Source organism: Pseudomonas sp. CNPSo 3701 (assembly GCF_028674975.1).
In the GTDB taxonomy this organism is placed as follows: Bacteria; Pseudomonadota; Gammaproteobacteria; order Pseudomonadales; family Pseudomonadaceae; genus Aquipseudomonas; species Aquipseudomonas straminea.
On the sequence record NZ_JAQZSI010000004.1, the window covers coordinates 774,904 to 801,728 of the forward strand.

At 64.9% G+C, this 26,825-nt stretch carries 27 protein-coding genes; 7 read left to right on the plus strand and 20 right to left on the minus strand.

Translation table 11 applies throughout. The features are described from left to right. The first annotated feature begins 88 nt into the window (after positions 1-88). Positions 89-1,003, plus strand: coding sequence for a LysR family transcriptional regulator (locus PVA39_RS15925; protein ID WP_274124865.1), 915 nt, complete (start codon positions 89-91; stop codon positions 1,001-1,003). 17 nt (positions 1,004-1,020) lie between these two features. Here PVA39_RS15925 and PVA39_RS15930 read toward each other — a convergent pair whose 3' ends face one another. Further along, entirely contained in the window at positions 1,021-2,046 is a 1,026-nt protein-coding gene (locus tag PVA39_RS15930; RefSeq protein WP_274124866.1) for a GlxA family transcriptional regulator, read from the minus strand. Positions 2,047-2,168: 122 nt separating this feature from the next. Between PVA39_RS15930 and nudK the strand changes: the two genes are divergently transcribed. Next, positions 2,169-3,029 (plus strand): GDP-mannose pyrophosphatase NudK, encoded by an 861-nt coding sequence (gene nudK / locus PVA39_RS15935; protein WP_274124868.1) that lies wholly within the window; start codon positions 2,169-2,171, stop codon positions 3,027-3,029. On the opposite strand, the gene PVA39_RS15940 is transcribed toward nudK, so the two are convergent. From PVA39_RS15940 to PVA39_RS15955, 4 genes are all read right to left on the minus strand, one after another. Next, positions 3,022-3,558: a GNAT family N-acetyltransferase gene (locus tag PVA39_RS15940; RefSeq protein WP_274124869.1), complete on the minus strand. Its 537-nt coding sequence runs from the start codon at positions 3,556-3,558 to the stop codon at positions 3,022-3,024. The two genes, nudK and PVA39_RS15940, sit on opposite strands and share 8 nt — an antisense overlap. A 74-nt stretch (positions 3,559-3,632) precedes the next feature. After that, positions 3,633-3,944: a hypothetical protein gene (locus PVA39_RS15945; protein ID WP_274124870.1), complete on the minus strand. Its 312-nt coding sequence runs from the start codon at positions 3,942-3,944 to the stop codon at positions 3,633-3,635. Between the two features lie 46 nt (positions 3,945-3,990). Further along, positions 3,991-4,995: a TerC family protein gene (locus tag PVA39_RS15950; protein ID WP_274124871.1), complete on the minus strand. Its 1,005-nt coding sequence runs from the start codon at positions 4,993-4,995 to the stop codon at positions 3,991-3,993. 197 nt (positions 4,996-5,192) lie between these two features. Further along, a complete protein-coding gene (locus PVA39_RS15955) occupies positions 5,193-6,116 on the minus strand; it encodes an AraC family transcriptional regulator (RefSeq protein ID WP_274124872.1) in 924 nt (307 codons plus the stop codon). A 288-nt stretch (positions 6,117-6,404) separates the two neighbouring features. On the opposite strand from PVA39_RS15955, the gene PVA39_RS15960 reads away from it, so the two are divergent. Both PVA39_RS15960 and PVA39_RS15965 read left to right on the plus strand, forming a co-directional pair. After that, positions 6,405-6,914: a nuclear transport factor 2 family protein gene (locus PVA39_RS15960; RefSeq protein ID WP_274124873.1), complete on the plus strand. Its 510-nt coding sequence runs from the start codon at positions 6,405-6,407 to the stop codon at positions 6,912-6,914. Between the two features lie 128 nt (positions 6,915-7,042). After that, positions 7,043-7,282, plus strand: a complete 240-nt coding sequence (locus PVA39_RS15965; RefSeq protein ID WP_027909276.1) for an Atu4866 domain-containing protein — start codon at positions 7,043-7,045, stop codon at positions 7,280-7,282. A gap of 38 nt (positions 7,283-7,320) precedes the next feature. Here PVA39_RS15965 and PVA39_RS15970 read toward each other — a convergent pair whose 3' ends face one another. From PVA39_RS15970 to PVA39_RS16000, 7 genes are all read right to left on the minus strand, one after another. Further along, a complete protein-coding gene (locus PVA39_RS15970) occupies positions 7,321-7,803 on the minus strand; it encodes an OsmC family protein (RefSeq protein WP_274124874.1) in 483 nt (160 codons plus the stop codon). A gap of 196 nt (positions 7,804-7,999) precedes the next feature. Further along, a complete protein-coding gene (locus tag PVA39_RS15975) occupies positions 8,000-9,292 on the minus strand; it encodes a PQQ-dependent sugar dehydrogenase (protein ID WP_274124875.1) in 1,293 nt (430 codons plus the stop codon). Continuing rightward, positions 9,289-9,717 (minus strand): DUF2231 domain-containing protein, encoded by a 429-nt coding sequence (locus PVA39_RS15980; protein ID WP_013790323.1) that lies wholly within the window; start codon positions 9,715-9,717, stop codon positions 9,289-9,291. Before PVA39_RS15980 ends, PVA39_RS15975 begins: the two co-directional genes overlap by 4 nt. A gap of 193 nt (positions 9,718-9,910) precedes the next feature. Continuing rightward, positions 9,911-10,927 carry a histone deacetylase family protein gene (locus PVA39_RS15985; protein WP_274124877.1) on the minus strand — a complete coding sequence of 339 codons (1,017 nt, stop codon included), beginning with the start codon at positions 10,925-10,927 and terminating at the stop codon, positions 9,911-9,913. 5 nt (positions 10,928-10,932) lie between these two features. Continuing rightward, positions 10,933-11,835, minus strand: a complete 903-nt coding sequence (locus PVA39_RS15990; protein WP_274124878.1) for an NAD(P)-dependent oxidoreductase — start codon at positions 11,833-11,835, stop codon at positions 10,933-10,935. Next, on the minus strand, positions 11,819-12,574 hold the full coding sequence (locus tag PVA39_RS15995; RefSeq protein WP_274124879.1) for a class II aldolase/adducin family protein: 756 nt from the start codon (positions 12,572-12,574) through the stop codon (positions 11,819-11,821). The genes PVA39_RS15990 and PVA39_RS15995 overlap by 17 nt, the downstream gene beginning before the upstream one ends. Continuing rightward, positions 12,571-13,884, minus strand: a complete 1,314-nt coding sequence (locus PVA39_RS16000) for an MFS transporter (RefSeq protein ID WP_274124880.1) — start codon at positions 13,882-13,884, stop codon at positions 12,571-12,573. The genes PVA39_RS15995 and PVA39_RS16000 overlap by 4 nt, the downstream gene beginning before the upstream one ends. Before the next feature lie 165 nt (positions 13,885-14,049). Between PVA39_RS16000 and PVA39_RS16005 the strand changes: the two genes are divergently transcribed. Further along, positions 14,050-15,015: a LysR family transcriptional regulator gene (locus tag PVA39_RS16005; RefSeq protein ID WP_274124881.1), complete on the plus strand. Its 966-nt coding sequence runs from the start codon at positions 14,050-14,052 to the stop codon at positions 15,013-15,015. A 230-nt stretch (positions 15,016-15,245) separates the two neighbouring features. Here the strand turns inward: PVA39_RS16005 and PVA39_RS16010 are convergent, their stop codons facing one another. From PVA39_RS16010 to PVA39_RS16035, 6 genes are all read right to left on the minus strand, one after another. Beyond that, positions 15,246-15,902 (minus strand): hypothetical protein, encoded by a 657-nt coding sequence (locus tag PVA39_RS16010; protein WP_274124882.1) that lies wholly within the window; start codon positions 15,900-15,902, stop codon positions 15,246-15,248. A gap of 186 nt (positions 15,903-16,088) precedes the next feature. After that, positions 16,089-17,795 carry an amidase gene (locus tag PVA39_RS16015; RefSeq protein WP_274124883.1) on the minus strand — a complete coding sequence of 569 codons (1,707 nt, stop codon included), beginning with the start codon at positions 17,793-17,795 and terminating at the stop codon, positions 16,089-16,091. Positions 17,796-17,812: 17 nt separating this feature from the next. Continuing rightward, a complete protein-coding gene (locus PVA39_RS16020) occupies positions 17,813-19,180 on the minus strand; it encodes a glutamine synthetase family protein (RefSeq protein ID WP_274124884.1) in 1,368 nt (455 codons plus the stop codon). A gap of 66 nt (positions 19,181-19,246) precedes the next feature. Then, positions 19,247-20,638, minus strand: a complete 1,392-nt coding sequence (locus PVA39_RS16025; protein WP_274124885.1) for an aspartate aminotransferase family protein — start codon at positions 20,636-20,638, stop codon at positions 19,247-19,249. Positions 20,639-20,678: 40 nt separating this feature from the next. Then, positions 20,679-21,434: an SDR family NAD(P)-dependent oxidoreductase gene (locus PVA39_RS16030; RefSeq protein ID WP_093506040.1), complete on the minus strand. Its 756-nt coding sequence runs from the start codon at positions 21,432-21,434 to the stop codon at positions 20,679-20,681. Positions 21,435-21,488: 54 nt separating this feature from the next. Then, positions 21,489-22,265, minus strand: a complete 777-nt coding sequence (locus tag PVA39_RS16035; RefSeq protein ID WP_274124886.1) for an SDR family NAD(P)-dependent oxidoreductase — start codon at positions 22,263-22,265, stop codon at positions 21,489-21,491. A 91-nt stretch (positions 22,266-22,356) separates the two neighbouring features. On the opposite strand from PVA39_RS16035, the gene PVA39_RS16040 reads away from it, so the two are divergent. Beyond that, complete coding sequence (locus PVA39_RS16040) at positions 22,357-23,259, plus strand: LysR family transcriptional regulator (protein ID WP_013790316.1); 903 nt, start codon at positions 22,357-22,359, stop codon at positions 23,257-23,259. A 26-nt stretch (positions 23,260-23,285) separates the two neighbouring features. Here PVA39_RS16040 and PVA39_RS16045 read toward each other — a convergent pair whose 3' ends face one another. Together PVA39_RS16045 and PVA39_RS16050 are read right to left on the minus strand one after the other, a co-directional pair. Further along, a complete protein-coding gene (locus PVA39_RS16045) occupies positions 23,286-24,833 on the minus strand; it encodes a GGDEF domain-containing protein (protein ID WP_274124887.1) in 1,548 nt (515 codons plus the stop codon). 141 nt (positions 24,834-24,974) lie between these two features. Further along, positions 24,975-25,316 (minus strand): hypothetical protein, encoded by a 342-nt coding sequence (locus tag PVA39_RS16050; protein ID WP_274124888.1) that lies wholly within the window; start codon positions 25,314-25,316, stop codon positions 24,975-24,977. Between the two features lie 249 nt (positions 25,317-25,565). Between PVA39_RS16050 and PVA39_RS16055 the strand changes: the two genes are divergently transcribed. Next, a complete protein-coding gene (locus tag PVA39_RS16055) occupies positions 25,566-26,813 on the plus strand; it encodes an MFS transporter (RefSeq protein WP_274124889.1) in 1,248 nt (415 codons plus the stop codon). Positions 26,814-26,825: the final 12 nt, after the last annotated feature.

Here is a 26,825-nt window from a genome sequence, read left to right on the forward strand (position 1 = left end):
AGGCGCTCCTGCTTTTTTCCTCACCTTAAACACGCCCCCATTGTTGAGCTATACAATGGAATCAATAGCGCTATCAGAAAATCAAATAATGATCCAGACAGACGCCCTGCCCGAACCCAAGCTGCTGCACCTGTTCGATGTGCTGTACGACACCCGCAGCGTCACCCGCACCGCCGAGCAGCTGGGCCAGAGCCAGCCGACCATCAGCCTGTGGCTCGGCAAGCTGCGCGAGCAACTGGGTGACCCGTTGTTCGTGCGCACGCCCACCGGCATGGTGCCCACGCCCCAGGCCGAAGCACTGATCACCCCGTGCCGCGAGGTACTGGAGTCGCTGCGCCGGCTGACCGCCTGGGAAATCGGCTTCGATCCGGCCAGCGCCCAACGGCGCTTTCGCCTGTGCCTGAGCGACGCCAGCCATATCACCCTGCTGCCGAAGATTCTCGAACACCTGCGCCGTGAAGCACCCGGCATTCGCCTGGAAGTGGCGCGTATCGACGGCAATACCGAGCGCGCCCTGGAAACCGGCGAGGCCGACCTGGCAGTCGGCTTCGTGCCCTGGCTGGGCGGAGGTATCTACCAGCAGGTGCTGTTCGCGCAAGATTGGATCTGCCTGGCCAATTCGGCTCATCCGCGCCTCAAGTCAGCACTGAGCCTCAAGAAGTACGTGGCCGAGGGACATGTGTTCGTGAGCGCTGGCACGGGCCAGAAGCTGCTGGAGGCCGCCCTGGCGCGTAACGCCATCGAGCGGCAGATCGTTCTGGAGCTACCGGGATTCCTCGGTTTGGGCGCCGTGATCGGCAGCACCGACCTGATCGCCACGCTGCCGCGCCATATCGGCGAAACGCTCGCCGCCGCCCATGGCCTGAAGGTTTACGCCTGCCCTTTGCCGATCGACACCTTTCTGGTCAAACAACACTGGCACGCCCGCTACCACCACGACCCGGGCAGCCGCTGGCTGCGCTCGACCATCTCGATGTTGTTCCAGGGAACCGCGCCCAGGTGATTCGACGAAGGCATGCCCTAGCGCGGCGACTTCACGTTGCCGTGGCGGATTTCCCTGGACGGTGAGTTGCCGAAATAGGCCGTGTAGCACTTGCTGAAATGGCTCGGCGAGACGAAGCCGCAGGCCACGCTGACGTCCAGCACCGGCAGATCCGAGTGCTGCAGCAGGCGGCGCCCTTCGGTGATGCGCAGCTCCAAGTAATAACGCGCTGGCGTGGTGCCGAGCTGTTGCTGGAAGAGCCGTTCGATCTGCCGCCGCGAGCGCCCCGAGTAGGTAGCCAGCTGATCGGTGCTCAGCGGCTCCTCGATATTGGCGCTCATCAGGTTGATGACCGTGCGCAGCGGCTCGCTCATCTTCGCGTGCAGGGTCGGTTTGACCCGCTTGTAACGCGATTCCTCGAACGCCAGGATGCCGACGATACCCTCGACCAGATCGTTGCCATGCAACGCGCCGATCCACTCCAGAATCATGTGGAACGCCCCGGTCGGGCTGGCCGCGGTCAGCCGGTCGCGGTCGACCACAAAACTCTCCGCGGTCACTTGGCTGTGCCGGGCGATCTCCGCCAGGGCAGCACGGTGCTCGGGGTGGATCGCGCAGCGGTAGCCATCCAGCAACCCGGCCTGGCCGATGAACCAGGCGCCGCTCCACAAACCGGCCAGCGCCACCTGCTTGTCGGCAGCAGTGCGCAACAGTTGCCTGAGCGAAGGAATCGGCCGCAGCGGCGTGCGTAGGCCGGCGCAGATCACCAGTAGATCCAGCTCACTGAGATCCTTGGCGGTCAGCCCGGCGTCCGGGCAGATGACGATGCCCAGGTCGCTGGTCACCGCCTGGCGGTCGAGGCTGAAGGTGCGCGTGACGAACAGCCCGCGGTCGATCAGGTTGGCGGTGACCAGCACGTCCAGCGCCTGGGTAAAGGCCGGCAGGGAAAAGTGCTCCTGCAGCAGAAAGCCCACGCGAGTCTGCCGCGAGGCATCCTTCTTAGCGGCCACGAAACGCAGGTTCTGCCCCTGCAGCGTCTCGCTGAAACTGCGTCTTTCCGCCATTGTGCGCCCTGCCTGCAAGCCCCGATCACGTCTGGCCGATTGTGGCAGCTGGCGCGGCACTTGGGGTGGTCATTTGATTGTGAAACACTGCAGCGCTCTGATGGCCCGCGAGGACACTGCCGGTGAGCAGCCCCAACGTTCGCATCCTCAAGCAGCACCTGCTTTCGGACAATTGGTACGTACTCAAGAAGATCGACTTCGAGCTGCAGCGCCGCGACGGCAGCTGGCAGCCGCAAACCCGCGAGGTGTACGACCGCGGCAATGGTGCCACCATCGGCCTGTACAACCGGGCCCGGCGCACCGTGATCCTCACCCGGCAATTTCGCATCCCGGCGTTCGTCAACGAACACCATGGCTACCTGATCGAAGCGGCCGCCGGACTACTGGACAACGCCAGCCCTGAAGAGCGCATTCGCCTGGAGGCCGAGGAAGAAACCGGCTACCGGGTAGGATCGGTACGCAAGATCTTCGAGGCGTTCATGAGCCCGGGCTCGGTGACCGAGCGCGTGCACTTCTTTGTCGGCGAGTATCAACCCGAGGACCGCGTCGCCGATGGTGGCGGCCTGGCCGAGGAAGGCGAGGATATCGAGGTGCTGGAGCTGCCCTTCGCCGAGGCCCTGGCGATGGTCGACGACGGCCGCATCATGGACGGCAAGACCATCATTCTGCTGCAGTACCTGAAGGCGCTGATGCCCACCGCGCCGCAGATGATCCTGATCGCGGGCGCCGATGACGAAGTGCAGAGCTGCGCGGCCAGGTTGCTGCAGGCCGGGCATCTGCCAGTCACTGCGAGCTGGCAGATGCCGGGCGATTCAACGGTGGATACCGAGCGCTATGGGCAACTGCTGCTCAGCCGCTGCGATGCGCTGCTGCGTGTGGCGGGGCCGTCCGGTCAGGCAGACAGGCTGGTGGCGTTGGCGCAAGATAAAGGGTTGTTGGTTTACCGAGAACTGGACGAGATCATCGGCCAGACGCTCAGCTGAGCGCTGGCGAGCGATAGCGAATTTCCCGCAGGCTCGCCCCGCCGATCAGCAAACTTCGCTCGCTGTCAGGCTCGGGCGACCAGCCGGCCTGATCGTAGAAGCGCCGGGCCCGGGCATTTTCGCTCAGCACCCAGAGCATCGCCCGGCGATAGCGGTACTCGACGAGGCGGCGCAGACCTGCCGCCCACAGGGCACGACCGGCACCGGTTCGCCAGTACCGTGGCAACAGGTAGAGGGCAGTAACTTCCCCCATTTCGCCCGCACTAGCGCCCTCGTCACGACAGGGGCCGATGGCAATGAAACCGATCACTTGTTGATTCACACAGACGAGGCTCAAATGCGTTCGTCCCGCGGCGATGGACTCGCACCAGAAAGCCTCTCGTCGCGAGATCGAGCTTTGCAGAGCAGCAAGGTATTGAGCCGGGATCAGGCCGGCGTAGGCCTGCTGCCAACTGACCACCTGAACGCTGGCGATGGCTGGCGCATCGGCGGACGTTGCTGAGCGAACGATGAGGGAGTCGGATGACATGCGCTGAGCTTAGCGCAGGCTGAAGTGGATTACAGATTGCGGGGGCATCCCTTCCCCATTACATCAATTGCCGATCAGGTTTCCACGCTTTCGTTGGGGAAGGTGCGCGGCTGTTCCTGTTCAGGCTTCTCCTGTTGTTCGCCCTCCTCCTTGGCGCCCTCCTTCTCCGGTTGGCCGAGCATTTCGTTGGTGGATTTCTGCACTTCGTCGATCTGTTCGTTGAAGGCATTGACCGTATCGCTGACCGCTTCGCGGGCAATTTCCTGCACGGCCTGCTCGGCCTTTTCGGTGAGTTTCTGCGCCGACTCTTCGGCCATTTCGCAGCCGGCCAGGGTCAGGCCGATCACGGCGGTCAGCACCAGTGCGGAAAGAGGTGATGGGTTCATGGTGTATCTCCAGTGAAAAGCCCCGGCGCCGCCGGGGCGTCTGACGTCAGTGAGGGGTCTTTTCAGCGTCGAGGGCCGGCGGGTCGTTGCGGGTTTTCCACATCGACAGCAGCACGCCACCAAGCAGCAGGCCGAGCGTGACGCTCAGGGAGATCACCGGCGGAGTCTTGCCGATGATGCCGACCAGGAAGATCTTGCCGCCGATGAACACCAGCACCAGGGCCAGGGCGTACTTGAGGTAGGCGAAGCGGTGGATCATCGCCGCAAGAGCGAAGTAGAGCGCGCGCAGGCCCAGGATCGCGAAGATGTTCGAGGTGTAGACGATGAACGGGTCCTGGGTGATGGCGAAGATCGCCGGCACGCTGTCGATGGCGAACACCAGGTCGGCACACTCGATCAGCACCAGGGCCAGGAACAGCGGCGTGGCCCAGCGCACCATGTTGCCGTTTTCATCCGGCTGACGCACGAAGAAGCGACCTTCGTGCAGGCGGTTGGTGACGCGCATGTGTCGACGGACGAACTTGATCAACTTGTTTTCGGACAGGTCCGGGTGGTCGTCGACCTTGCTGAACAGCATCTTCACGCCGGTCAGCAGCAGGAAGGCGCCAAACACGTAGAGGATCCAGCTGAACTGTGCGATCAGCGCGGCACCCAGGCCGATCATCAGGGCACGCAGCACGATCACTCCGAGAATGCCCCAGAACAGCACCTCGTGCTGGTACTTACGCGGGATGGCCAGGAAGCTGAAGATCATCGCCATCAGGAACACGTTGTCCATGGACAGCGATTTCTCAATCAGGAAGCCGGTGTAGAAATCCATACCGGAGGCCGCGCCCTTCATATGCCAGACCCACAGGCCGAACAGCAGGCCTGCAGTGATATAGCCGCCGGACAGCAGCAGGCTTTCCTTGACGCCAATTTCGCGGTGCTCACGATGAAGCACCCCGAGGTCGAAGACCAGCAGGCTGATGACGATGGTGATGAAGATGAGCCACAACCAAGTGGCGGTGCCGAGAAACTCGGCGGTGAGGAACGGTACTAGGGTGCTCATAAGCCCCTCCTAAGTCAGAGTTGTACAAACTGCAACTCCGACATGGCAGCTGGGTAGCTGTCAGAGGGGCCCGGCGTCGCAGCGCCAATCTAGCAGGCGCCGTGGGCTTCTCAAGGGGAGACTCGTTGCAAATTATAACGAGGCGAACGCTCGGCAAATTCGCTTAAAAGTTCCCAACAGCCGGGTAAAAAGTTGTTTCAGGCGCTTTCCCGAATGTCGTCCGGCTTGCCGCCTGGCGCCCAGGCGCTGTCACGCAGGCGGCTGGCGTCTCTGGCCGGCGGCAGGCCGAACAGGCGCGCGTAATCGCGGCTGAACTGCGAGGGGCTTTCGTAGCCGACACGGTAGCCGGCCCCGGCGGCATCCAGCGCTTCGGCGACCATCAGGCGACGGGCTTCCTGCAGACGCAGATGGGTACGGAACTCCAGCGGGCTCATGGCCGTGACGGATTTGAAGTGGGCGTGGAAGGTCGAGCGGCTCATGCCGGCGATATCGGCCATGTCGTCGATCCGACAAGCTTCGGCGTAATGGCTGCGCAGCCAGACGATGGCTTTGGCGATCTGGTTGAGGCGGCTGTCGGCCTTGACCATCTGCCGGACCATGGCGCCGCCCTTGCCGATCAGCAGGCGGTAGAGGATCTCGCGCACGGTCAGCGGTGCCAGCTCGGCGATGTCGCCGGGCGCATCCAGCAGGCCGGCAAGCCGGGCGGCGGCGTCGAGCAGCTCGGGCGTGGTTTCGCCGAGCTGGATGCCGGCAGCGGGTGCACCGTCCTTGTCGTCGGCCGGATAGCGCAGGACCAGGTCGCTCAGCACCGTCATGTCCAGGTCGACCACCAGGCACAGATAGGGCTCCTGCTCGCTCGCTTCGATCACCGACCCCATCACCGGCACGTCCACGGAGGCGATCAGGTAATTGGCCGCATCGTAGACATAGGTCGTGGCGCCTGCCGTCACTCGCTTGCGCCCCTGGACGATCAGGCAAAGGGTCGGTTCATAGACCACCGGCATCGGCACGGTCGGCGTGCAGGAACGCACCAGGCTGACGCCTGCAATCGCCGTCGGGCGAATGCCGTCATCCGGCGTATGGCGACCGATGATCTCTACCAACTTGTGCAGCGAATCCATGGCATCTCCTTTGATAACCAGGGTATTACAAGGTTTTTCAGGCGGATGATCAGGTAAGCATCCGGGACGATCCAGCTACGAGTTCGACCCAACGCACCGGCAGACTCGTCACCACAGATCGGCATTCGAGCCACTGCGGCGTTTTCTTCTGCCCGCGCCGCGCAGCTTTCCGAGCTCAGACGATCAGGCAGGCGAACCCGCCTGCAGGTTCCACGAAATCGATGGCCCTCGCCAGCATAGGCCAGGCGCACCGATCAGGCAGATCAAACAGAAACGAGGAGTCCAACCATGCGTATCGAATCTCTGCGTAATGTCCGTGCCGCGGCCCTGTGCGGCGCCCTGCTGCTCGGTGCCCTGTCGCTGGGCATGGCCCACGCCAACGCCGATGTGGAGGCCCGCAACAAGCAGGCCGTCAGCGAAGCGTTCGATCGCTGGGCAGCCGGCGGCAATACCTTCTTCCGCGACATCCTGGCGCCCGACGTGGTGTGGACCATCAAGGGCTCGGGCCCCAGCGCCGGCACTCATCACGGCGTGGACGCCTTCGTAGGCCAGGCGGTCCAGCCGTTCGCCGCACGCCTGTCCGAGCCGGTGCGGCCGGTGAGCAAGCAGGTGTGGGCCGATGGCGACCACGTGATCATCCAGTGGGACGGCACCGGCGTGGCCCGCGATGGCCAGCCCTATCGCAACAGCTACGCATGGATCTTCCGCATGCGCGACGGCAAGGCCTACGAGGTATCGGCGTACCTCGACCTGCCGGCCTACGACGATGTGCTGCAGCGCATCCCCGATCCGGCGTGATGACCATGAATCGCCGAGCTATCTGCCTGCGCACCATGCTGCTGGGCGCGCTACTTCTGGCGACACCCGCAGTGGTGCTCGCCGCCTCGTCAACAGCGGCGACCACGCCGCCCAGCCAGGAGAACACCATGGCCAACCATCCCTACGTCGGCATGTGGGTCACCGACGACGGTCAGATCCGCCACGAGCTGCTGCCCAACAACCGCTACGACGAAGCACGCGGCACACGAGAAAGCGCTTATCAGGGGCGCTATGAAGTCAACGGCACGCATATCGACTACTGGGACGATACCGGCTTCACCGCCGATGGCGAGTTCGTCGACCGCGACACGCTGCACCACGGCGGCATGATCTTTCGCCGCCGCTAGCGGGATGCGGGCCGCCTCGGTATCGGGACGGCCTTTTTTCAGGCGGGAGTCTCGATCAGCAGCTCGGGCTCGTGGCTGACCGGGAAATTCATCGAGCGGGCGATAAAGCACATTTCGTGGGCCTGATAATGCAGGGCACGGGCCTTTTCCAGATCGCTGCCGACCGCCAGCGTCACCCTGGGCCGCAGCACCACCGAGGTGAACTGCCCGGCACCGTCGGCCTGTTCGAGCATCGCGCCCTGGGCGTTGTCCTCATAGGCCGTCACCACGATACCGGCGCCAGCACATAACCCCAGATACCAGAGCTTGTGACAGGCGGACAGCGACGCAACCAGCAGCTCCTCGGGATTCCAGCGCGCCGGATCACCGCGAAAGCTCGGGTCGGACGACCCGGCGATGGCGGGCTTGCCTGCGGCCTCGATGCTGTGGGCACGGCTGTAACCGCGATAGGAGGAAGTGCCGCTGCCCTCGTTGCCGGTCCAGGTCACGCGTACGTCGTAGTGATGCTGTTTGTCCGCCATCTGCTGCTCCTGAAAATGGATGACTGATCCAGGCAGGCGAGCGTAGCGCGTAAACGCATTGGCAGTGGCGATTTCGAGGTGATTGGAGAACGCGGCAGGACGACTTAGCACTGACATTGCATCAGCGCGGTACAGCTCGATCGTCTGCTGTGATTAAGTGAATCTCGGGGCGGCTAGCCGCCCCGAGACATCAGGCTCACTGATTGCGCGTTACGCGCCAGATGGTGTTGGACAGATCGTCAGCGATGATCAGCGCACCTTTCGGGTCGACCGTCACGCCCACCGGGCGACCGCGGGTCTTGCCATCTTCGCCGCGGAAGCCGGTGGCGAAGTCGATGGGCTCGCCCGCCGGACGGCCATCGGCGAACGGCACGAAGATCACCTTGTAACCCACCGGGTTGTCGCGGTTCCAGCTGCCGTGCTCACCGACGAACACGCCGTTGGCGAACTGCTCGCCCATCTCCGGGATGGAGAAGTCGACGCCCAGCGCCGCCACGTGGGAGCCGAGGGCGTAGTCCGGCTTAATGGTGATATCGACCATTTCCGGCTTGTGCGGCTGCACGCGGGTGTCGGCGTTCGGGCCCCAGTAGGCGTAAGGCCAGCCGTAGAACTTGCCCTCCTGCACCGAGGTCAGGTAATCCGGCACCAGGTCCGGGCCCAGCTCGTCACGCTCGTTGACCACCGCCCACAGCTGGCCGGTTTCCGGCTGGATGGTCAGCGCGGTCGGGTTGCGCAGGCCGGTCGCGTAGGGTTTGTGCATGCCGCTCTCGGCATCGATCTGCCAGACCAGCGCACGGTCGGCCTCGACTTCCATGCCGCGCTCGCCGATGTTGCTGTTCGAGCCGATGCCGACATACAGGTAGCGACCATCGGGGCTGATGGTCATCGCCTTGGTCCAGTGATGGTTGATCTCTTTCGGCAGGTCGGTGACCTTCGCCGGCTCGCCGCTGGCCTGGGTCTGACCGTCCTGGTAGTCGAAGCGCACCACGGCATCCTGGTTGGCCACGTACAGGTTGCCCTCGTGGAAGGCCAGGCCGTAGGGCGCATTGAGGTTCTCGGCGAATACCGTCTGGGTTTCGTAGGTGCCGTCACCGTCGGCATCACGCAGCAGGGTCAGGCGGTTACCGCCTTTGACCTTGGTATTGCCCTGAGCCTTGATGTAGCTGGCGATCACGTCCTTGGGCTTGAGCTTGGCCGCATTGCCGCCACGGCCTTCTGCCACCAGGATGTCGCCGTTGGGCAACACCAGGGTCTGGCGCGGAATCTTCAGGTCGGTGGCGATCGCCGTGATGCTGAAGCCGTCCGGCACGGTGGGCAGCTTATCGCCCCACTCGGCCGGCTCGGCGATCTTCATGCTTGGCAGCAGGCCGCGTTGTGGCTCGGGCAGTTTCGGGTTGGGGCCGCGTTCGAGGGTGGTGTCCGCTTCGCCGCCGCAGGCGCCGAGCAGCAGCGCCATGCTCAGGGTGGTCAGTGCACTTGCCGTTTTCATCGCTCACCTCCCGAACGCAGGTTGCTCAGGCCCAGCCAGGCGGTGATTACCGCCAGCACGGCAACGACGGCCGACAGCACCAGCCCGGTGGGCATCACTGCCCAGGCGTCCTTGGCGTGTTCGAAGGCGTTGATCAACCCGATTACCCAGGTGACCAGCAGCAGCAGGAAATACAGCACCGGGCGACCGGCCTTGCGCTGCGCGCCGATCAGGTTGCCCAGGGCGAACAGCAGCGCCAGGCCGGCGAACAGCAAGCCGCCGGCGATCAGCCAGGCCGCGAAATTGGCCCACTGGATCTGGAAGCTGTTGTAGTAGGCGATATCGCTCAGCAGCGCGCCGAGAAACAGCGGAACGGTGCCGGCCAGCAGCATCGCGTGCAGCGGCCCTGGCCTGTAGCGGTAGTCGGGGTGAGTGGTAACGGTCACGGTGGCTCCTTATCGTTCAGCGATCCCGGGGCTGGAAGCCGGCGCACCTGCACCGGCCCATCTGGCTCGCGCTGACAGCGCATAGGGGAAGATTGCGCTGCCGGAACGTTAGTTCACCTCCATTTCAGGGCGGAAATATCTTGAAAGATCCAGTAACAGCCGGCCCGGCTCAAGCTGGCTGACATTCGCCTGCTCAGCCCAGCAGCCCCTTGAAGAACCGCGAGGCGTTTTCATCGAGGGTGGCGATGTCGTACCCGCCTTCCTGCACCACCACGCACGGCAGACCGAGTGCGCGGATGCGCCGGCCCAGTTCCTCGAACCCGGCGTGGCTGACCGCGACCTTGGACTGCGGGTCGTTCTCGTAGATATCGAAGCCCAGCGACAGCACCAGCACCTGCGGCGCGAACGCGCTGATCGCCTGTTCGGCCTGGCCCAGGCAGGTGAAGAAGTCCGCCTCGGAGGCGCCATGGGCCATCGGCAGGTTCAGGTTGTAACCCTTGCCGGCCCCTGCGCCCTGCTCGTCGTCGAAGCCGGCCACCACCGGGTAGAAGTTGGTCGGGTCGCCGTGGATGGAGACGTACTGGACGTCATCGCGCTCGTAGAAGATTTCCTGGATGCCCTGGCCGTGGTGCATGTCGGTATCGAGGATGGTGACCCGCTCGAAACTGGCGCGCAGCACCTGGGCAGCGATGGCCGCGTTGTTGAGAAAGCAGAAGCCGCCGGCCGCCTCGGCCCGCGCGTGGTGACCCGGCGGGCGGCACAGCGCATAGGCCTGGGGCTCGCCATCACGTACCGCCAGGGCGGCGGCGACGGCGGCCTGGGCCGACCAGTAGGCGGCCGTCCAGGTGTGCTCGCCGATCGGGCAACTGCCGTCGGCCAGGTAGCGCGCGGTCTTGCCGAGAATGCCGCGCAGCGGGTTGTTCTCGCGGATGAAGATGTTCGACATCACCTCGTCGCCCCAGTCCTCGTCGACCTCGTGCCACTGGACGTAGGCGCTCTGCAGGTAATCCAGATAGGCGTCGCTGTGCACCGCGCGCAGCGGCGCGAGGCCGTGGTCCGCCGGTTCGCTGACCGTGAAACCGAGCTGGCGGGCCATGGCCAGCAGCGGGTCGATGCGTGCAGGGATTTCCTGGGGCTCGCGCATCTGCCCGCGGGACAGGTAGCTGCGCGGGTGATGCAAGCGTTGCTGAGGATGGAAAAAGGTTTTCATGGCGATTATCCGTAGTCGTGGCCGACGGGCGCGCGCCCCTCGATCACCTGGTCGAACCCGCGATGAAAATGCAGCACGCCCCAGTGCACGTATTCGGCCCAGAGCGGCGAGTCGCGGTGCAGCGGCTCGCGGGCGAACACGTCCAGCAAGGCGCCGCGCAACTGGCCGCTGGCCAACGCTTCGAGTAGATCGGCCTCCACCAGGTGCTCGCCGCGACCGCAGTTGATCAGCGCCGCGCCCGGGGCCAGATGCCCGAACAATTCATGGTCGAGCAGGCCGCGTGTGGTGGCGGTCAGCGGCAGCAGGTTGACCAGCAGGTCCAGGCCATCGAGAAAGGCGGGCAATGCGTCGGCGCCGGCAAAGGTGGCGATGCCCTCCAGCTCCCGCGACGTCCGCGCCCAGCCGCGCACTCCATAACCGGCCTGGGCCAGCCGCGCGGCCACTGGCGTGCCGATGGCGCCCAGGCCCATGACGCCGACCCGATAATCCCGCGCCGCGCGCTGCACCGGCCGCTGCCATTGCTGGCTCGCGCGCCCCTCGATCACCTGGTCGAACCCGCGATGAAAATGCAGCACGCCCCAGTGCACGTATTCGGCCATGCCCTGCGAGTGATCGGGGTCGACCACCCGGCACACGGGAAGCCCGGCAGGCCTGGAGCGATCATGTTCAAGATGGTCGACGCCCGAACCGATCGAGTGGATCAGCCGCAACCCCGGCAAGCGGCCCAGGCTTCCCTCGGCGGGGTACCAGCAGGCCGCGACCTGGGCCCGTTCGGCGCTCGGTTCATCGGGGCGCAGCACCCTGAGTTCGGGGGCATGGCGGGCGAACAGCTCGGCGAGCCAGTCTTCGAGTGGGCGCTCACGGCACAGCAGCACCACGCTGGGCAGGGTTTCAGCGGCACCAGTCATCACGCTGCTCCTCGATCAGGCTGAGGGCGGCTTGCCAGGCCAGGTCGATGATGCCGTCGATACCGTCGCGGGCGAACTGCGCGGCGGTATGCTGGCACACCGCTTCGCTGGGAACGTTCAACGCCACGCCCGCCGCCATCGCCTGGATCTGCGCCTGGCAGGCACGCTCTAGGAAATAGATCTCGTGAAAGGCATGGGCCACGCTCTGGCCGCCGGCCAGCAGGCCATGGTTACGCAGGATCATCGCCTTGTGGCTGCCCAGGTCGGCCACCAGGCGCACGCGTTCTTCCAGCGACAGGGCGATGCCTTCGTAGGTGTGATACGCCAGGTTGCCGTAGAACTTCAGCGCATGCTGGGTCAGTGGCAGCAAGCCGTCACGCTGGGCGGCCACGGCCATGCCGGCAGCGGTGTGGGTATGCACGATGCAGTGCATGTCCGGGCGGGCTTCGTGAATGGCCGAATGGATGACGAAGCCGGCAGCGTTGACCCGCCGCTCACCGCCCAGGCGATCCACCACATTGCCGTGCAGGTCGATCAGCACCAGGTCGCTGGCGCGCATCTTCTCGAACGCCACGCCGTAGCGGTTGATCAGGAAGTGATGCGCCGGCCCCGGTACCCGCAGGGTGATGTGGGTGTCGATCAGATCGGTCATGCGGTAGTAGGCGACCAGCCGGTACAGGGCGGCCAGTTCGCAGCGCGCCTGCCACTCGGCATCGCTGATGATCTCGGGCTTGCTCATGGGGTCACGACCTCCGGGTTGGACAGGCTGGGGTTGCGGCGCTCCTCGGCGCGCAGGCGCGACAGGCCGATCACGCCGACCAGCGACATCAGGGCCAGCACGCTGAAGAACAGTGCCAGCGGCATCCACTGCCCGGCGAACTGCCCGGCCAGGTAGGTGCCGATCAGCGGCGTGAGGCCGCCGGTCAGGCCACTGCCCAGTTGATAGGCGATGGAAATGCCCGAGTAGCGCACCTGGGCGGCAAAGGCCTCGGCCATGTAGCCGGCAATCGCCGAATACAGCGCCGCCAGCAGCAACACGGCCAGGGCGATACCGGTGGTCATGTAGACCAGATTGCCGGTCTGCACGAGCAGGAACATCGGGTACGGCACCAGCATGCACAGCGCCGCCACCCCCTTCAGGAAGCGCCCTTCACCGAAGCGTTCAGCCAGCAGAGCCGAACACGGCTGGGAGAGGAACTGCAGGATGGTGACCAGGAACAGGCAATCGAGAATGGTCGACTTGGAGATGCCCTGGTACTGGGTCACGTAGGTGATCATGAAGGTGTTGGTAAAGAAGAAACCGCCCGAACCGATGGTCACCGCCGCCGCGGCGAACAGGATCTGCCGCCAGTTGTGGCGCAGCACGTCCTTCACCGGGCTCTTGGAGGTCTGCTTCTGCTCCTTGACCTTGGCGAACTCCGGCGACTCGGGCACGCCGAAGCGAATCGCCAGGCCCACCAGCATCAGCACGCCGCTGAGCAGGAACGGCACGCGCCAGCCCCAGGTCATCAGCGCCTCCTGATCCATCTCGCTGATGGCGCGAAAGGCGATCAGCGCCAGCAGCAGGCCCGCCGGGCTGCCCAGCTGGGCGAAGGAGGCGAAGAACACCTTGCGGCCCTTGGGCGCGTGTTCGCTGGCCATCAGCACCGCCCCGCCCCACTCGCCGCCGACCGAAATGCCCTGCAGGAAACGCAGCGCCACCAGGCCGATCGGGCCCCAGATGCCAGCCTGGGTGTAGGTCGGTAGCAGGCCGATGCAGGTGGTCGCCACGCCCATCAGCACCATGGTGAACAACAGCATCTTCTTGCGCCCCAGGCGATCACCCAGGTGGCCGAACACCACGCCAGCGAATGGCCGGGCGATGAAGCCGACGGCGAAGGTGGCAAACGCCGCCATGGTGCTCAGCATCGCGTTGTCACTGGGAAAGAACAGCTGCCCGAGCACCAATGCAGCGGCGAAGGCGTAGATGTAGAAATCGTAGAATTCGATGGTGGTGCCGATGAAGGCGGCCGCCGCGGCACGACGCGGCGTGGAGGTAGGGGTGGTCATCGCAGGCTCCCGGATTCGTTTTTATAGGCAGGAGAAAAAGCACATCCCCGGTGGGGATCGGTCGCACTCTGGCGGTGCATTGTCAGATCATGCCCCCGACCCTATGCTAAGCAAAGCTTCTAATTTCAATACTCAAGTATAAGTAAAACGGATACTTAAACGCCTATGAACGCCGGCTACCGCCATGCCGAAGCACGCCGTTTTCTCAACGACCGGCTGGACTGGAACCTGCTGCGCACCTTTCTGGTGATCGGTCAGGAAGGCAGCATCAGCCGCGCCGCTGCGCGCCTGCACCTGAGCCAGCCGGCGGTGAGCCAGGCGCTCAAGCGCCTCGAGGAGCAACTGGAAAGTGCCCTGGTGATCCGCAGCGGGCCGCGCATCACGCTGTCCAAGGCGGGTGAGGAAGTCATGCAGATCGCCGCCGAACTGTACGGCACGGTGTCGCGTCTGGGCCCGGCACTCGACGCGCCGGAAGAAACCGTCGCCGGCAAGATCCGTATCCTGATGATCAGCCGCATCGAGTCGAGCTTCTACGACGACTTCCTGGCCAACTTTCACGTCGACTACCCACGGGTGGAGTTCGAATTCGACGTGCTGCGCAGCTCCGACGTGGTCAGCGCCCTGCTGCAGAAAACCGCCTCGTTCGGGCTGAGCCTGTGCCGCACGCCACAGCCGCGGCTGGAGCAACGGGTGATGCTCAAGCAGCGTTATGCGTTCTTCTGCGGCAAGCGCCATGCCCTGTTCGGGCGCAACGACCTGAAGCTGGCGGACCTGAAAAGCGAGAACTTCGTGAGTTTCACCAGCGACCAGATTGGCGGCAACCTGTCGCCGCTGACCATCTTTCGCGACCAGCAGGGCTTCACCGGGCGCATCGTCGCCTCATCGTCGAGCCTCGACGAGATCCGTCGCCTGGTCGCCGCCGGCTACGGCATCGGCTGCCTGCCCGAACATATCGTCGCCAAGGACGTGCAAGCCGGCGAAGTGTGGCGCCTGCCGCCGGCGGAGGGAGTGATCGACGTGAACGTCTACCTGCTATGGAACCGCGACCATAAGCGCACCCACGCCGAGGCGGTGTTTCTGGAGCGCTTCGAACAGGCGCTGCTGGCCACCGACGTGCGCAACAGGTTCTGAGAGCCTGTACATGATTTTCAGTCCAGGTTCGGCGATTTTGGCAACAAAGTGGCGCGGGGGCCGTCCAACCATCCTGTGGGAACGGGCCATGCCCGTGACTTTTCGCGGGCATGGCCCGCTCCCACAATGGATCAGTGATGTCCGCTTCTGCCTGGTAACTGCCGTTTCAAGCACATAAAGATCGTGAGACGGCTGAGAGGCGGGCGGCGCCAGGGCCGCCCGCCAGCAACTCAGTCCGCCGACGGCTCGCCGTAGCGCCAGCGAATGAAGTTGTGCAGGGCCAGCAGGCCGCAGATGATCACGAAGGGAATCAGCAGCACGCCGGCGATAATCGAACCCCACCAGGCCACGCCGCTCTGCCAGGTCTGGCCCTTGCCGGCGGCCACGAAGGCCAGGCGGGTATCCACTTCGCCAAAGCGTGCATCCGGGTTAAGCACCTGCACCTGCAGACGGTAATCACCAGGCTGCATGGGAATGCGCGCCACGGCGCGGGTAATCTGGTCGCTGCCGTAACTGGTCAGCTCGGCGCCCAGCGAACCCTGCCCTTCGGACACCAGTTCACCACTTGGGGTGAGCAGTTTCCAGGCCAGGGTCAGCGGTGCTGGCGGGTATTCGACCCACTGCTCGTTCTCCCAGATCGGCCCGCCGGACAGCTTGCGCACCGTGAACAGCGGCAGCTCGGCGGTGGAGAACACCACGGCCAGGGTGTCGAATTCCAGGGTCCGGGTCTCTACCGGCAGTTCGACGGTTTCGCCCTGATCGAGGCGCACCGGGGCGTCCAGCGGCAACGTGGTGGCCCAGACAAAGAACAGCCGGAACGCGATGACCAGCACCAGCAGGCTCAGGCCCAATCCGCCCCAGAGAAAGGTTTTGCTCTTGTGACTCAAAGCTCGACTCCCAGCGACTGCTGCAAAAATACAGGCGCAAGGCTACTCGATATGAGGCGTTGGATTCACCTGCGCCAATGCGTCGCAGGCGATGAAAACGCCGGAAATGCAACAGCCCGAAACTCAGGGCCCAGGGAGGTATTCCACGGACCAGACGTTGCCGAACGCGGCAACGTCTGGTGAGGGTCAGACTCCGAGCGGCGGCGTGCGCGGCGGGATCTGCCGTTTATTGCCGGTCGCCTCGTAGGCGGAAGCCAGTTGCAGCAGCGCGTTGTCGTCGTAGGCACGGCCGGCGAAGGTCAGGCCGACCGGCATGCCGATATCGGCCATCACGCCCATGGGCACGGTGACGGTGGGCACGCCCTGGTGGCGGATGGCGAGGTTGCCGTTGGCGACCCAGATACCGTTGCTCCAGGCGATATCGGCGGATACCGGATTGACGTCCGCATCCGCCGGGCCGACATCGGCCACCGCCGGGAAGATCACCGCGTCGAGCTGCAGGCTGTCCATCCAGTCCTCAAGATCCAGCTTGCGGGTCTTTTCCAAGGCGCGCATGCCTTCCGGCGCGCTGGCCACCTCGTTCCACGGCGTGATGCCGCGCTGCGCCATGCGCACGTATTCGTCCATGCCGACGGCCAGGTCGTCCTCACGGTTGGGCAGCGTGCCCGGCTCGTGAGGGAAGATCTGCGGGCCGTCGACGTCGGCCAGGCGATTGAGTTTCGGATCGCCATTGGCGCGCAGAAAATCATCGAAGGCCCACGCAGTCAGCTCACCCAGTTCGTCGAGCAGGAACTGGTGCGGCACCAGGCCACGGTTGTAAACGGTCGGTGCACCGGGGCGGTCGCCCTCGCAGTTGGAGACCAGCGGGAAGTCCACTTCGATCACCGTGGCACCGGCGCTTTCCAGCGCGGCACGAGCCTGTTCCCACAGCGCGATCACCGAAGCACGGGTGTAGATGCGCTGCCCGGTGGGGCCGCCGATGCCGGGCTTTTCGCTGGTACCAGCCAGCTCGTCCTTGTTGATGTACATGCGTGGCACGCCCAGACGTTTGCCTTTCAGCGCTTCAGGCTTGGCTGCCAGAGCAAGGTAAGATGCCGGGCGCACCTCGGACGGTTTGGGCAGCGGCACCCAGGGCTGAAGACGCCACAGGTCACCACGGGTATCAGGGTCATCAGCGACTACCACGTCGAGCACTTCGAGCAGGTCGCTCATGCTGCGCGCGTAAGGCACCACAACGTCCATGGTCGGGGTCAGCGGCCAGTTGCCGCGCACCGAGATCACCCCGCGCGAGGGTGTGTAGGCGCACAGGCCGTTGTTCGACGCAGGACCGCGTCCGCTCGACCAGGTTTCCTCGGCAAGGCCAAAAGCGGAAAAGCTCGCCGCCGTTGCCGTGCCGGCACCATTGGACGAGCCGGAGGCGAACGGTGCGGTGAGATAGTTGGCGTTGTACGGGCTTTCCGCACGGCCATACACGCCGCGTTGCATGCCGCCATTGGCCATCGGCGGCATATTGGTCTTGCCCAGGCAGATGGCGCCGGCATCACGCAGCCGCTCGATGGTGAACGCGTCGCGTTGGGCGACCAGGTCCTTGAAGGCCGGGCTGCCGGAAGCGGCAGTCAGGCCCTTGACCAGATAACTGTCTTTAGCGGTGTAGGGGATGCCATCCAACGGGCTCAGCAGCTCGCCGCGGACGCGGCGGGCATCGGAGGCTTCGGCTTCCTTCAGGGCATCGGGATTACGCACCACCACGGCGTTGAGCGCCGCGGCAGTGTGCGCGCCATCGTAAGCGTCGATCCGCGCCAGGTAGGCCTTCACCAGCTCGACCGCTGTGGTGCGGCCAGCCTCGAGCGCCGCACGCAGCTCGGCGATGGAGGCTTCGGTTACTTCGATCATATCGTCACCTTTTCCACTCAGGCGTGGTTCAGATACCAGCGCCAGTCCTGTTCGCCGACCTCGGCCATGAACTGACGGTACTCGGTTTTCTTGATCGCCAGGAACACCTTGAGAAACTCCTCTCCCAGGGCTTCGCGGGCCCAGGTCGATGCTTCCAGCGCGCGCAATGCGGTAAGCCAGTCGGTGGGCAGGAACTCGGTGGCCTGCTCGTAGCCATTGCCGACGATGGCGGCGCCCGGGTCGATCTGCTCACGGATGCCGTGATGGATGCCGGCGAGAATCGCCGCGGCCGCCAGGTACGGGTTGGCGTCGGCGCCGCAGATGCGGTGCTCGATATGGCGGCTGACCGCCGGGCCGCCCGGCACACGGAACGACACGGTGCGGTTGTTCACGCCCCAGCTCTTGGCCAGCGGCGCGTAGCTGTTGGCCTGGAAGCGACGGAACGAGTTGGCGTTGGGGCAGAAGATCGCCAGGGAGTCGAGCAGCGTGGCCATCATGCCGCCGATGGAGTGGCGCAGCAGCGGTGTGCCCTGCGGATCTTCACTGGCGTAAAGGTTGTTGCCCTGCACGTCGGCCAGGCTGACGTGCATGTGCATGCCGCTGCCGGCCAGGTCGCCGAACGGCTTGGCCATGAAGCAGGCCTGCAGGCCGTGCTTGTTGGCCACGCCCTTGACCAGGCGCTTGTAGCGCAGGCCTTCATCGACGGCCTGCAGCGCGTCGAAGCGATGCTCCAGGGTCAGCTCCAGCTGGCCCGGCGCGTATTCGGAAATCGCCGTACGTACTGGCAGGCCCTGGGCTTCGCAGGCCGCATAGAGATCATCGAGAAACGGCTGCACCTGCTCCAGCTCGTACACACCGTAAACCTGGGGTGCTTTGGGGCGCACGCCATTCATTTGTACCGCCGGTTGCGGGCGGCCGCTGGCGTCGCGCTGCTTGTCGAGCAAGTAGAACTCCAGCTCCACAGCCATTACCGGGTAGAAACCGTCAGCCTTGAGGCGGTCGATAACCCGCACCAGCGCGTGGCGCGGATCGGCTGGCGCGGCAGGCAGGCCCTGAGTCGGGTGCATGCTCACCTGCAGTTGCCCGGTTGGTGTGCTGCGCCAGGGTTGTAGGGTCAGGCTGCCGGGCAGCGGGTAGGTCCAGCAGTCGGCGTCGGCCACTTCCCAGACCAGGCCGGTGGCTTCGACGTCCTCACCCTGCATGGTCAGGGCCAGGATGGAGCTGGGCAGCGGGCGACCGTTCTGGTAGATCGCCAGCAGCTCTTCACGGTGCAGCAGCTTGCCGCGCGGAATGCCGTTGGCGTCGATCAGCATCAGTTCGATGCTGCGCACCTCCGGGTGGGCAGCGAGAAAATCGCGGGCTTCCTGAATGTCGGCGAATTGCATGATCAGTACTCGAAAAGGATGACGGAAACACCGGCGCAATCATCGCGATCGCGCCGGCCAGCAGGGTTAGGCGCGGGCACCGGGAATCGCCAGCAGCTCGTTCAGCCCCTCATCGAGGGTGGCGGTCAGCTTGTCGACGTCGGCAGCGGTGGTTTCCGGGCTGCACAGGGTCATGTTGTGGAACGGCGTGATAAGGATGCCGCGGTTGATCAGGTACAGGTGCATGGCCATCTGCAGGTTGTCGTGGAACGCCGCTTCGGCCTCGGCACCGGTTTTCGGCGAAGTGGCACAGAACTGGAATTCACAGCGCGCGCCCAGCTCGGTCACCGACCAGTTCAGGCCGTGCTTGCTGACCAGGCCACGCAGGCCCTCGGCCAGACGTGCCGACAGCGACAGCATGTGCTCGTAGGCAGCAGGCGTCATCACCTGCTCCAGGTTCACCCGCATGCAGCGCATCGCCAGGGCGTTGGCCGACAGCGTGGTGCCCATGCCGCTGTGGCCGTGGCCGCTGCTGGTTTCGCTGGCGTGCTGCTGGGCCAGGCGCATGGCCTGGGCCATTTCGTGGCTGCAACCGTACACCGAGCACGGCACGCCGCCAGCAATCGGCTTGCCGAGGGTGATGAAGTCCGGTTTCAGATTCCAGGCCTTGGTACAACCGCCAGGGCCGGTGGAGATGGTGTGAGTTTCGTCGATGATCAGCAGGCTGCCGTATTTCTTGCTCAGCTCACGGACCTTTTCCATGAAGCCTGGCTCGGGCAACACCATGCCGATGTTGGTCATCGCCGGCTCACAGAGAATCGCTGCCACGTCGCCCTGGGCGAGGGCCGCTTCCAGCGCCGCTACATCGTTGAACGGTACGGCACGGCTGGTTTTGGCCAAGTTGCGGGCCTGACCGATCAGGCCGCCGCGGTGCACGGTACGGCCCTCCTTGCAGCGCACCATCACATCGTCGACGGTACCGTGGTAGCAGCCGTCGAACACCAGCAGCACCTTACGATTGGTAATGGCGCGGGCCCAACGGACCACGAAGCGGTTGGCGTCGGTCGCGGTAGTCGCCACCTGCCAGAACGGCAGGCCAAAACGCTCGGCGAGCAGTTCCCCGGCGATGATCGCGTCTTCGCCCGGGAGCATGGTGGTCAGGCCATTGGCGCCCTGCTCGGCGAGAGCCTTGGCGATGGGATCCGGCGAGTGGCCGAACATGCTGCCGGTGTCGCCCAGGCAGAAGTCGATGTACTCGTGGCCGTCGACATCATAGAAACGCGCGCCCTTGGCGCGGCTGACGAACAACGAACTGGGCATCGACCAGTCGTTCATCCAGTGCATCGGCACGCCGCCGAACAGGGAGTTGCGGGCACGCTTGGCCAGCTCGGCGGATTTCGGGTTGCGTTGCAGGAAAACCTCGCGCTCACGGGCTGCGAAGGTTTCGACGGCTTTATCGTTGATGCCACTCTGGTACATGGGAAGGCTCCTATTATTGTCAATTGGGTCGGCGCAACACTCAGTTGCCGGCCGACACACCACAGTCGATTGCCAGGTCCGCGCCGGTGATCGAGCGGGTGCTGCTCTGGCAGAGGAAGAACACCAGATCGGCCACTTCGCCGGGCTGGATGAAACGGGCGGCTTCGCCTTGCGGGTACTTGGCGAGCAGCTCCTGGTAGTAGGCGCTCATGTCGCCATTGCCGTAGCGCTCGGCCTGGAACTTGAGCATCGGGGTTTCCACATCGCCCGGCGAAACGCTGTTGCAGCGCACGCCATCGGGGGCCAGGTCCAGCGCCAGCGCCTTGGTCATGACGGTCACCGCGCCCTTGCTAGCACAGTACGCAGCGGCGTTGCGGTTGCCCTGGCGGCCGGCGTCGCTGGAGATGTTGACGATGGCGCCCTTGCTCTCGCGCAGCGCCGGGATACTGGCCGAGCACATGAAGAAGGTGGCCTTGAGGTTCACGTCCAGCACGATGTCGAAATCTTCTTCGCTGAACGTCTCCACCGGACCTTCACGCCACACACCGGCGCAGTTGACCAGGGCGTCCAGGCGGCCGGTGCTGGCCAGTAGCGCGGCGACCACCTCGCGGCAGGCGCCGGGCTTGCGGATGTCCGCGGCGTGGGCGCCGACCACCTTGCCAGCGGCCTGCAGGCCAGCCAGGCCGGTTGCGTCCAGGTCGGTACCGAACACGCGCCAGCCGCTGGCGGCGAAACGCTCGCATACGGCCTGGCCGATTCCGCCGAGCACACCGGTAATCAGAACGACAGGTTGCATCAGGTTCACTCCTCGGCTCTGCAAGCCGTTTGGTAATCGGTTGACAGGTTGTGCTCAGGGGGCCTTGTTCTCGATCAGCGCGTTACCGCCATCGATGGTCAGCGTCTCGCCAGTGATGTAGCTGGCTTCCGGCGAGGCCAGAAAGGCCACCGCGGCCGCGACTTCCTCGGGATGCCCGGCGCGCCCCACCGGCACGTAGGCGGCGGCGCGCTGTTCTTCCGGCTGGGTGGCGCCGGTGGCGATCCAGCCTGGCGCAACTGAGTTGACGGTGATCCCCTGCCCAGCCACCTCCAGCGCCAGCGACAGGTTGAGGCCGACCATGCCGGCCTTGGCCGCGCTGTAACCGGCCTCACCTGGGTTACCGACGCGGGTACCGGTCACCGAAGTGACGTGCACCACGCGGCCATAACCGCGCTGCTGCATGCCCGGCAGCACAGCGCGGGTAAGCAGGAAGGCGGTGGTCAGGTTGCGCGAGATCGACAGGTTCCAGATATCCAGGCTCATCTTGGAGACCTCGACAAAAGGCTCGGGGCTGCCCTGCATGGCCATGCCGGCGTTGTTGACGAGGATGTCGATCTGCCCCCAGCAGGCTTCGGCCCAACGGGCGAAGTCCTGCACCTGGGCCTCGTCGGTCAGGTCGACCGCGCGGCCTTCGGCTTCAAAGCCCGCAGCGCGCAGCTCGGCCACTCGCTCGGCAATGCGCGCGCTGCTCGCGGTGACGATCAGCTTGACGCCCGCAGCGCCGAGGCGACGCGCGATGGCCATACCGATGCCACTCTCGCTGCCGGCACCGCTGACCAACGCGACCTGACCTGCCATTGCCCTGAACATACCCACCTCATGAATCGAGTTCTGATGGGCTGGATGCTAGGCGCATAAACCTGATACAAAAAGACAACTGTTATCAGGAAATCTGACAATCATGGTCTTCACCAGCGAATCACTGCGGGTCTTTCTCGCCGTCATCGACGAAGGCTCGTTCTCCGCCGCCGCCCGGGTGCTGGGCCGCGTGCCCTCGGCCGTGAACATGGCGGTCTCGCAACTGGAGGCCGAGCTGGACCTGGAGCTGTTCGACCGTTCGACCCGCAAGGCACTGCCTACGCCCGCCGCCCGCGCTCTGGAGCCCCAGGCGCGGCAGGTGGTCAGCCAGCTGAACCTGCTCGATGCTCACGCCTTGCAACTGCACAAGGGCCTGGAGCGGCGCCTGGTGATCGCCATGGCGCCGGAGCTGCAGACCGGCGCCTGGAGCCGGCCGCTGACTACCCTGGCGCGGGAATTTCCGACCCTGGAAATCGAAATCCGCTCGGCCGCACAGACCGACGCAGTGCGCATGATTCACGAGGGCAGCGCGCAGGTGGCGTTGATGTTCGAGCGCCCCGGCATCGATGAACGCGAGGCTTTCGCCGAGGCCGGCAGCCAACTGCTCACCGCGGTGGCAGCGCCGGGCTATCCGTTCGACAGTGAGGGCAAGCGGCTGGATGCCGGGCAGATGGCTGACACCCGTCAGATCGTGGTGGCCAGCGGTGACCCCCAGGCCTCGGAGCCGCAGATCGTGCTGTCGCACCGGGTGTGGCTGACCGACAGCTACATGGCCACCCTCGATCTGGTGCAGGCCGGCATGGGCTGGGCGTACCTGCCTCACCCACTGGTACAGCCGATGATCGACTCGGGTGTGCTGGCGGCGGTGAAGTTCGACAACATGGCCAGCCAGATCCGTCTGTGGGTCGATGTGATCTGGTACAAGAGCCGCCCGCTGGGCCTCGGCGCACGCCGTTATCTACAGTTGCTGCGCGAGCAAGTGGAGGCCGGCCCGGCGCGCTCGTAGGGTGTGACGGGCAACGGATCGGCAGCTTAAAGCGCAGCCAGTACCACGCGGTTGCGCCCGCCACCCTTGGCGGCGTAGAGCGCCTGGTCGGCAGCGGCCACCATGGCTTCGGCGTCGCTGAAATCGACGCCAGGCACGCCGGCTACCACACCGACGCTCACGGTGATCTGGTCATAGGCGGACTGACGATGTTCGATACCCAGATGCTGCACCGCCTCCCGCACCTGTTCGGCCATGGCCAGGGCCTGGTCGGCGGACACGCCCGGCAGCACGATGGCCATTTCTTCGCCGCCGTAACGCGCTACCAGATCGCCCTCACGGCGCACCCGGGCGCGCATCGCCTTGGCGACCTCGATCAGCGCCTGGTCGCCGCGCTGGTGTCCGTAGGCATCGTTGTAGCCCTTGAAAAAATCCACATCGACCAATGCGAAAGCCAGCGAAGTACCCTCGTGTCGAGCGCGTAAAAAGGCGCTGGCCAGATAGGCGTCGAGATGTCGGCGGTTGGCCAGACCGGTCAGCCCATCCTCAGTGGCCAGGGTTTTCAAAGTGGTATTGGCGGTCGCCAGGGACTGATGAGCAGCGCGCAACTCAAGGGCCATGGCAGACTGCCGGCCCAGCGCACGCAGAACCAGCAAGCCCATGATGCCGACGCCGAACACCGCCCCAACGGCAAAGCTCCACATCGTCCAGGCACGCTGCCGCCAGGCCACCAGCGCCTGCTCCTCGGGGGCGGCGACCGCCACCAGCATCGGGTACTTGAGGCTGGAATCGAAGCCGTAGACCCGCCGCACGCCGTCGACGATGGCGTTCAACGTTACCGCTCCCCTGGGCGTGCCACTGTTGATGGCCTGCAGCATCGGGCTCTGGGAAATGTTGGTCAGGTAGGTCTGTGCATCGCTCTCGGAGCGGGCGAGGATGGTGCCATCACGTTTGGCCAGCACCACGATGCCCTGCTCGCCAAGCGGCAGCGAACGGTACAGAGTGCGGAATCGTTCGACGCTGAGGGTGGCCAGGGCGACGCCCTGAAAGGTGCCGTCATCGTCATAGATGCCTTTCGACAACGTGATGACCCACTGTCCGGTGGTTTTGCCCAGCACCGGCTGGCCGATGTACAGCTCGCTGCCGCCACTCTCGCGGTGGTGTTGGAAATACACGCGATCGGCGTTGTTGAGCGCCTGGGTGTCGCCATTGGTAGCCAGGAAGTACTGGCCACGAGCGTCGGACATGTACAGGCCATCCAGCTCGCCCAGCTCACGTATCTGGGTTCTGGCCACCTGATTCAGTTTACGAATGTTGGCCTCACCATGGCCGCCGGAGCGGTGCATGGAGATCAGCGCAGTGAGCACGGTATCGGCCACGCGGATGGTCGATTCTGCCTGGCTGTTCAGCGCTGCCGCCAGGGTCTGCATGGCTTCGGTGTTCTTGGCCAGGGCCTGGGCCTTGTCCCAGCGCACGTGCAATGCGGTGGACAGCAGCAAAACGGCGCAGACGAAAACCACCGCGGCGATCAGCAGGCTGCGTGGATTACCCGCACCGGAAGGCAGGTCGAATTGCCGTCGACCGGAATCATGCACGTCTGATACTCCCTGTTCGCCGTCCTGCCATCGCCTGGCCTCTGCCCCTTGGCCGAACAAGCACTGAGCAATCGGGCGCGCACAGCGTACGCACAGATAGGCGAAGTGCCCAGCCCCCTGTGCAGGCGATATAGATCTCGGTCACGGTTGTGTCGAACAAGGCGATTCGTCCCTTGCGCAGTCGAGGCTGGCGAACCACTCGGCGTAGGGGCTATTGGCGACCAGATAGCGGTTGTAGTCCGGCGCGCCATCGCGCCACCACACCGGCCCGCGCTCGCCCAGCGCGACCTTGCTGGCCTGCACCTGGCCGCGTGCCTGCCGAAGCGATTCGGCGTCGTCCACTGCCTTGGCGGCCTTGACCAGACGACGGGCCTCCATCAGCTCGCCCACCAGTGCCTGGCGCTGCGCCTCGTTCAGCTCCGGATTGGAACAGCGCCACAGCCGACCACGGACGATCAGGTAACGACCGTCGGGCGTGGTCATAGCGGCAGTCTTGCGTCGGCTCATCGGCTAGAGGCCGCGTGCAGTAGCTGTTGATGGTTCTGCATCGAGTCTTGCCATCGGTCGCGGTGTGTTGAAAGTCGACCCGCCTGGCAGCACGGAAGTTTAAGCCATTGCCGAATCGGGCAAGACAGGCGGCGCTTGCGGCCTTAAGCTTGGCGCCCTGTTCCGCCATCCGGGTGACTTGGTTCGAAACGCCAGCAGGCCCGACCGTCATATGAAGCCTTGCCCATGAAATCCACGACACCCGATCTCACCCCTGCCACCTCCGCCCCGCAGGCCCAGAACTTTCTGCTGCCGGTGGTCGGCGCAGCCGCCTTCTCGCACCTGCTCAACGACCTGATCCAGTCGGTGATGCCCGCCGTGTTTCCGATGCTCAAGGCTCAATTCTCCTTGAGCTTCGCGCAGATCGGCTGGATCGGCCTGGTCTACCAGATCACCGCCTCGCTGCTGCAGCCGTGGATCGGCATGTACACCGACAAGCATCCCAAACCCTACCTGCTTCCATCGGGCATGCTGATGACCTTTATCGGCATCGCCCTGCTCGCCTTCGCCAGCAGTTACGAGATGCTGTTACTGGCCGCGGCGGTGGTCGGCGTGGGCTCGGCGACCTTCCACCCGGAAGCCTCGCGTATCGCGCGGATGGCTTCAGGCGGGCGCTTCGGCACCGCGCAGTCTACCTTCCAGGTCGGCGGCAACTCGGGCTCGGCCCTCGGCCCGCTGCTGGCGGCGGCCATCGTCATCCCCTACGGCCAGCACGCCATCGCCTGGTTCATGCTGGCCGCCGCGCTGGCGATCTTCGTGCTCTGCCGCCTGACCATTTGGAGCGTGCACCACGGCCAGGCCAAGCTGAAGAGCCTGGCCGGCAAGCAGACCGCTGGCCTGGGCCGCGCCCAGGTGATCCAGGCCATCGCGGTAATCTGCGTGCTGATGTTCGCCAAGTTCGTGTACATCGCGGCGTTCACCAATTTCTTCACCTTCTACCTGATCGAGCGCTTCGCCATGAGCGTTCAGCAGAGCCAGATCTACCTGTTCATCTTCCTCGCCGCGGTGGCGTTCGGCACCTTCGCCGGCGGCCCGGTGGGCGACCGCATTGGCCGCAAGGCGGTGATCTGGATTTCTTTCATGGGCGTAGCGCCCTTTGCTCTGGCCCTGCCTTACGTTGGCGCCACGGCGACGGCGGTGCTGGCGATCATGATCGGCCTGGTGATGTCCTCGGCCTTCGCCGCCCTGGTGGTTTACGCCCAGGAAGCGGTACCGGGCCGCGTGGGCATGGTGTCTGGATTGATGTTCGGCCTTATGTTCGGCATCGGCGGCATCGGCGCGGCCGCACTCGGTGAGCTGGCCGACGTGCACGGCATCGTCTGGGTCTACCACCTGGTGTCCTTCCTGCCGTTGCTGGGCCTGGCCACCGCGCTGCTGCCGCGCACCCAGCCGCTCAAGCCCCAGGCGCCCGTGGCGACGCCAGCCGGTCGATAAGCTGCCGCCCGC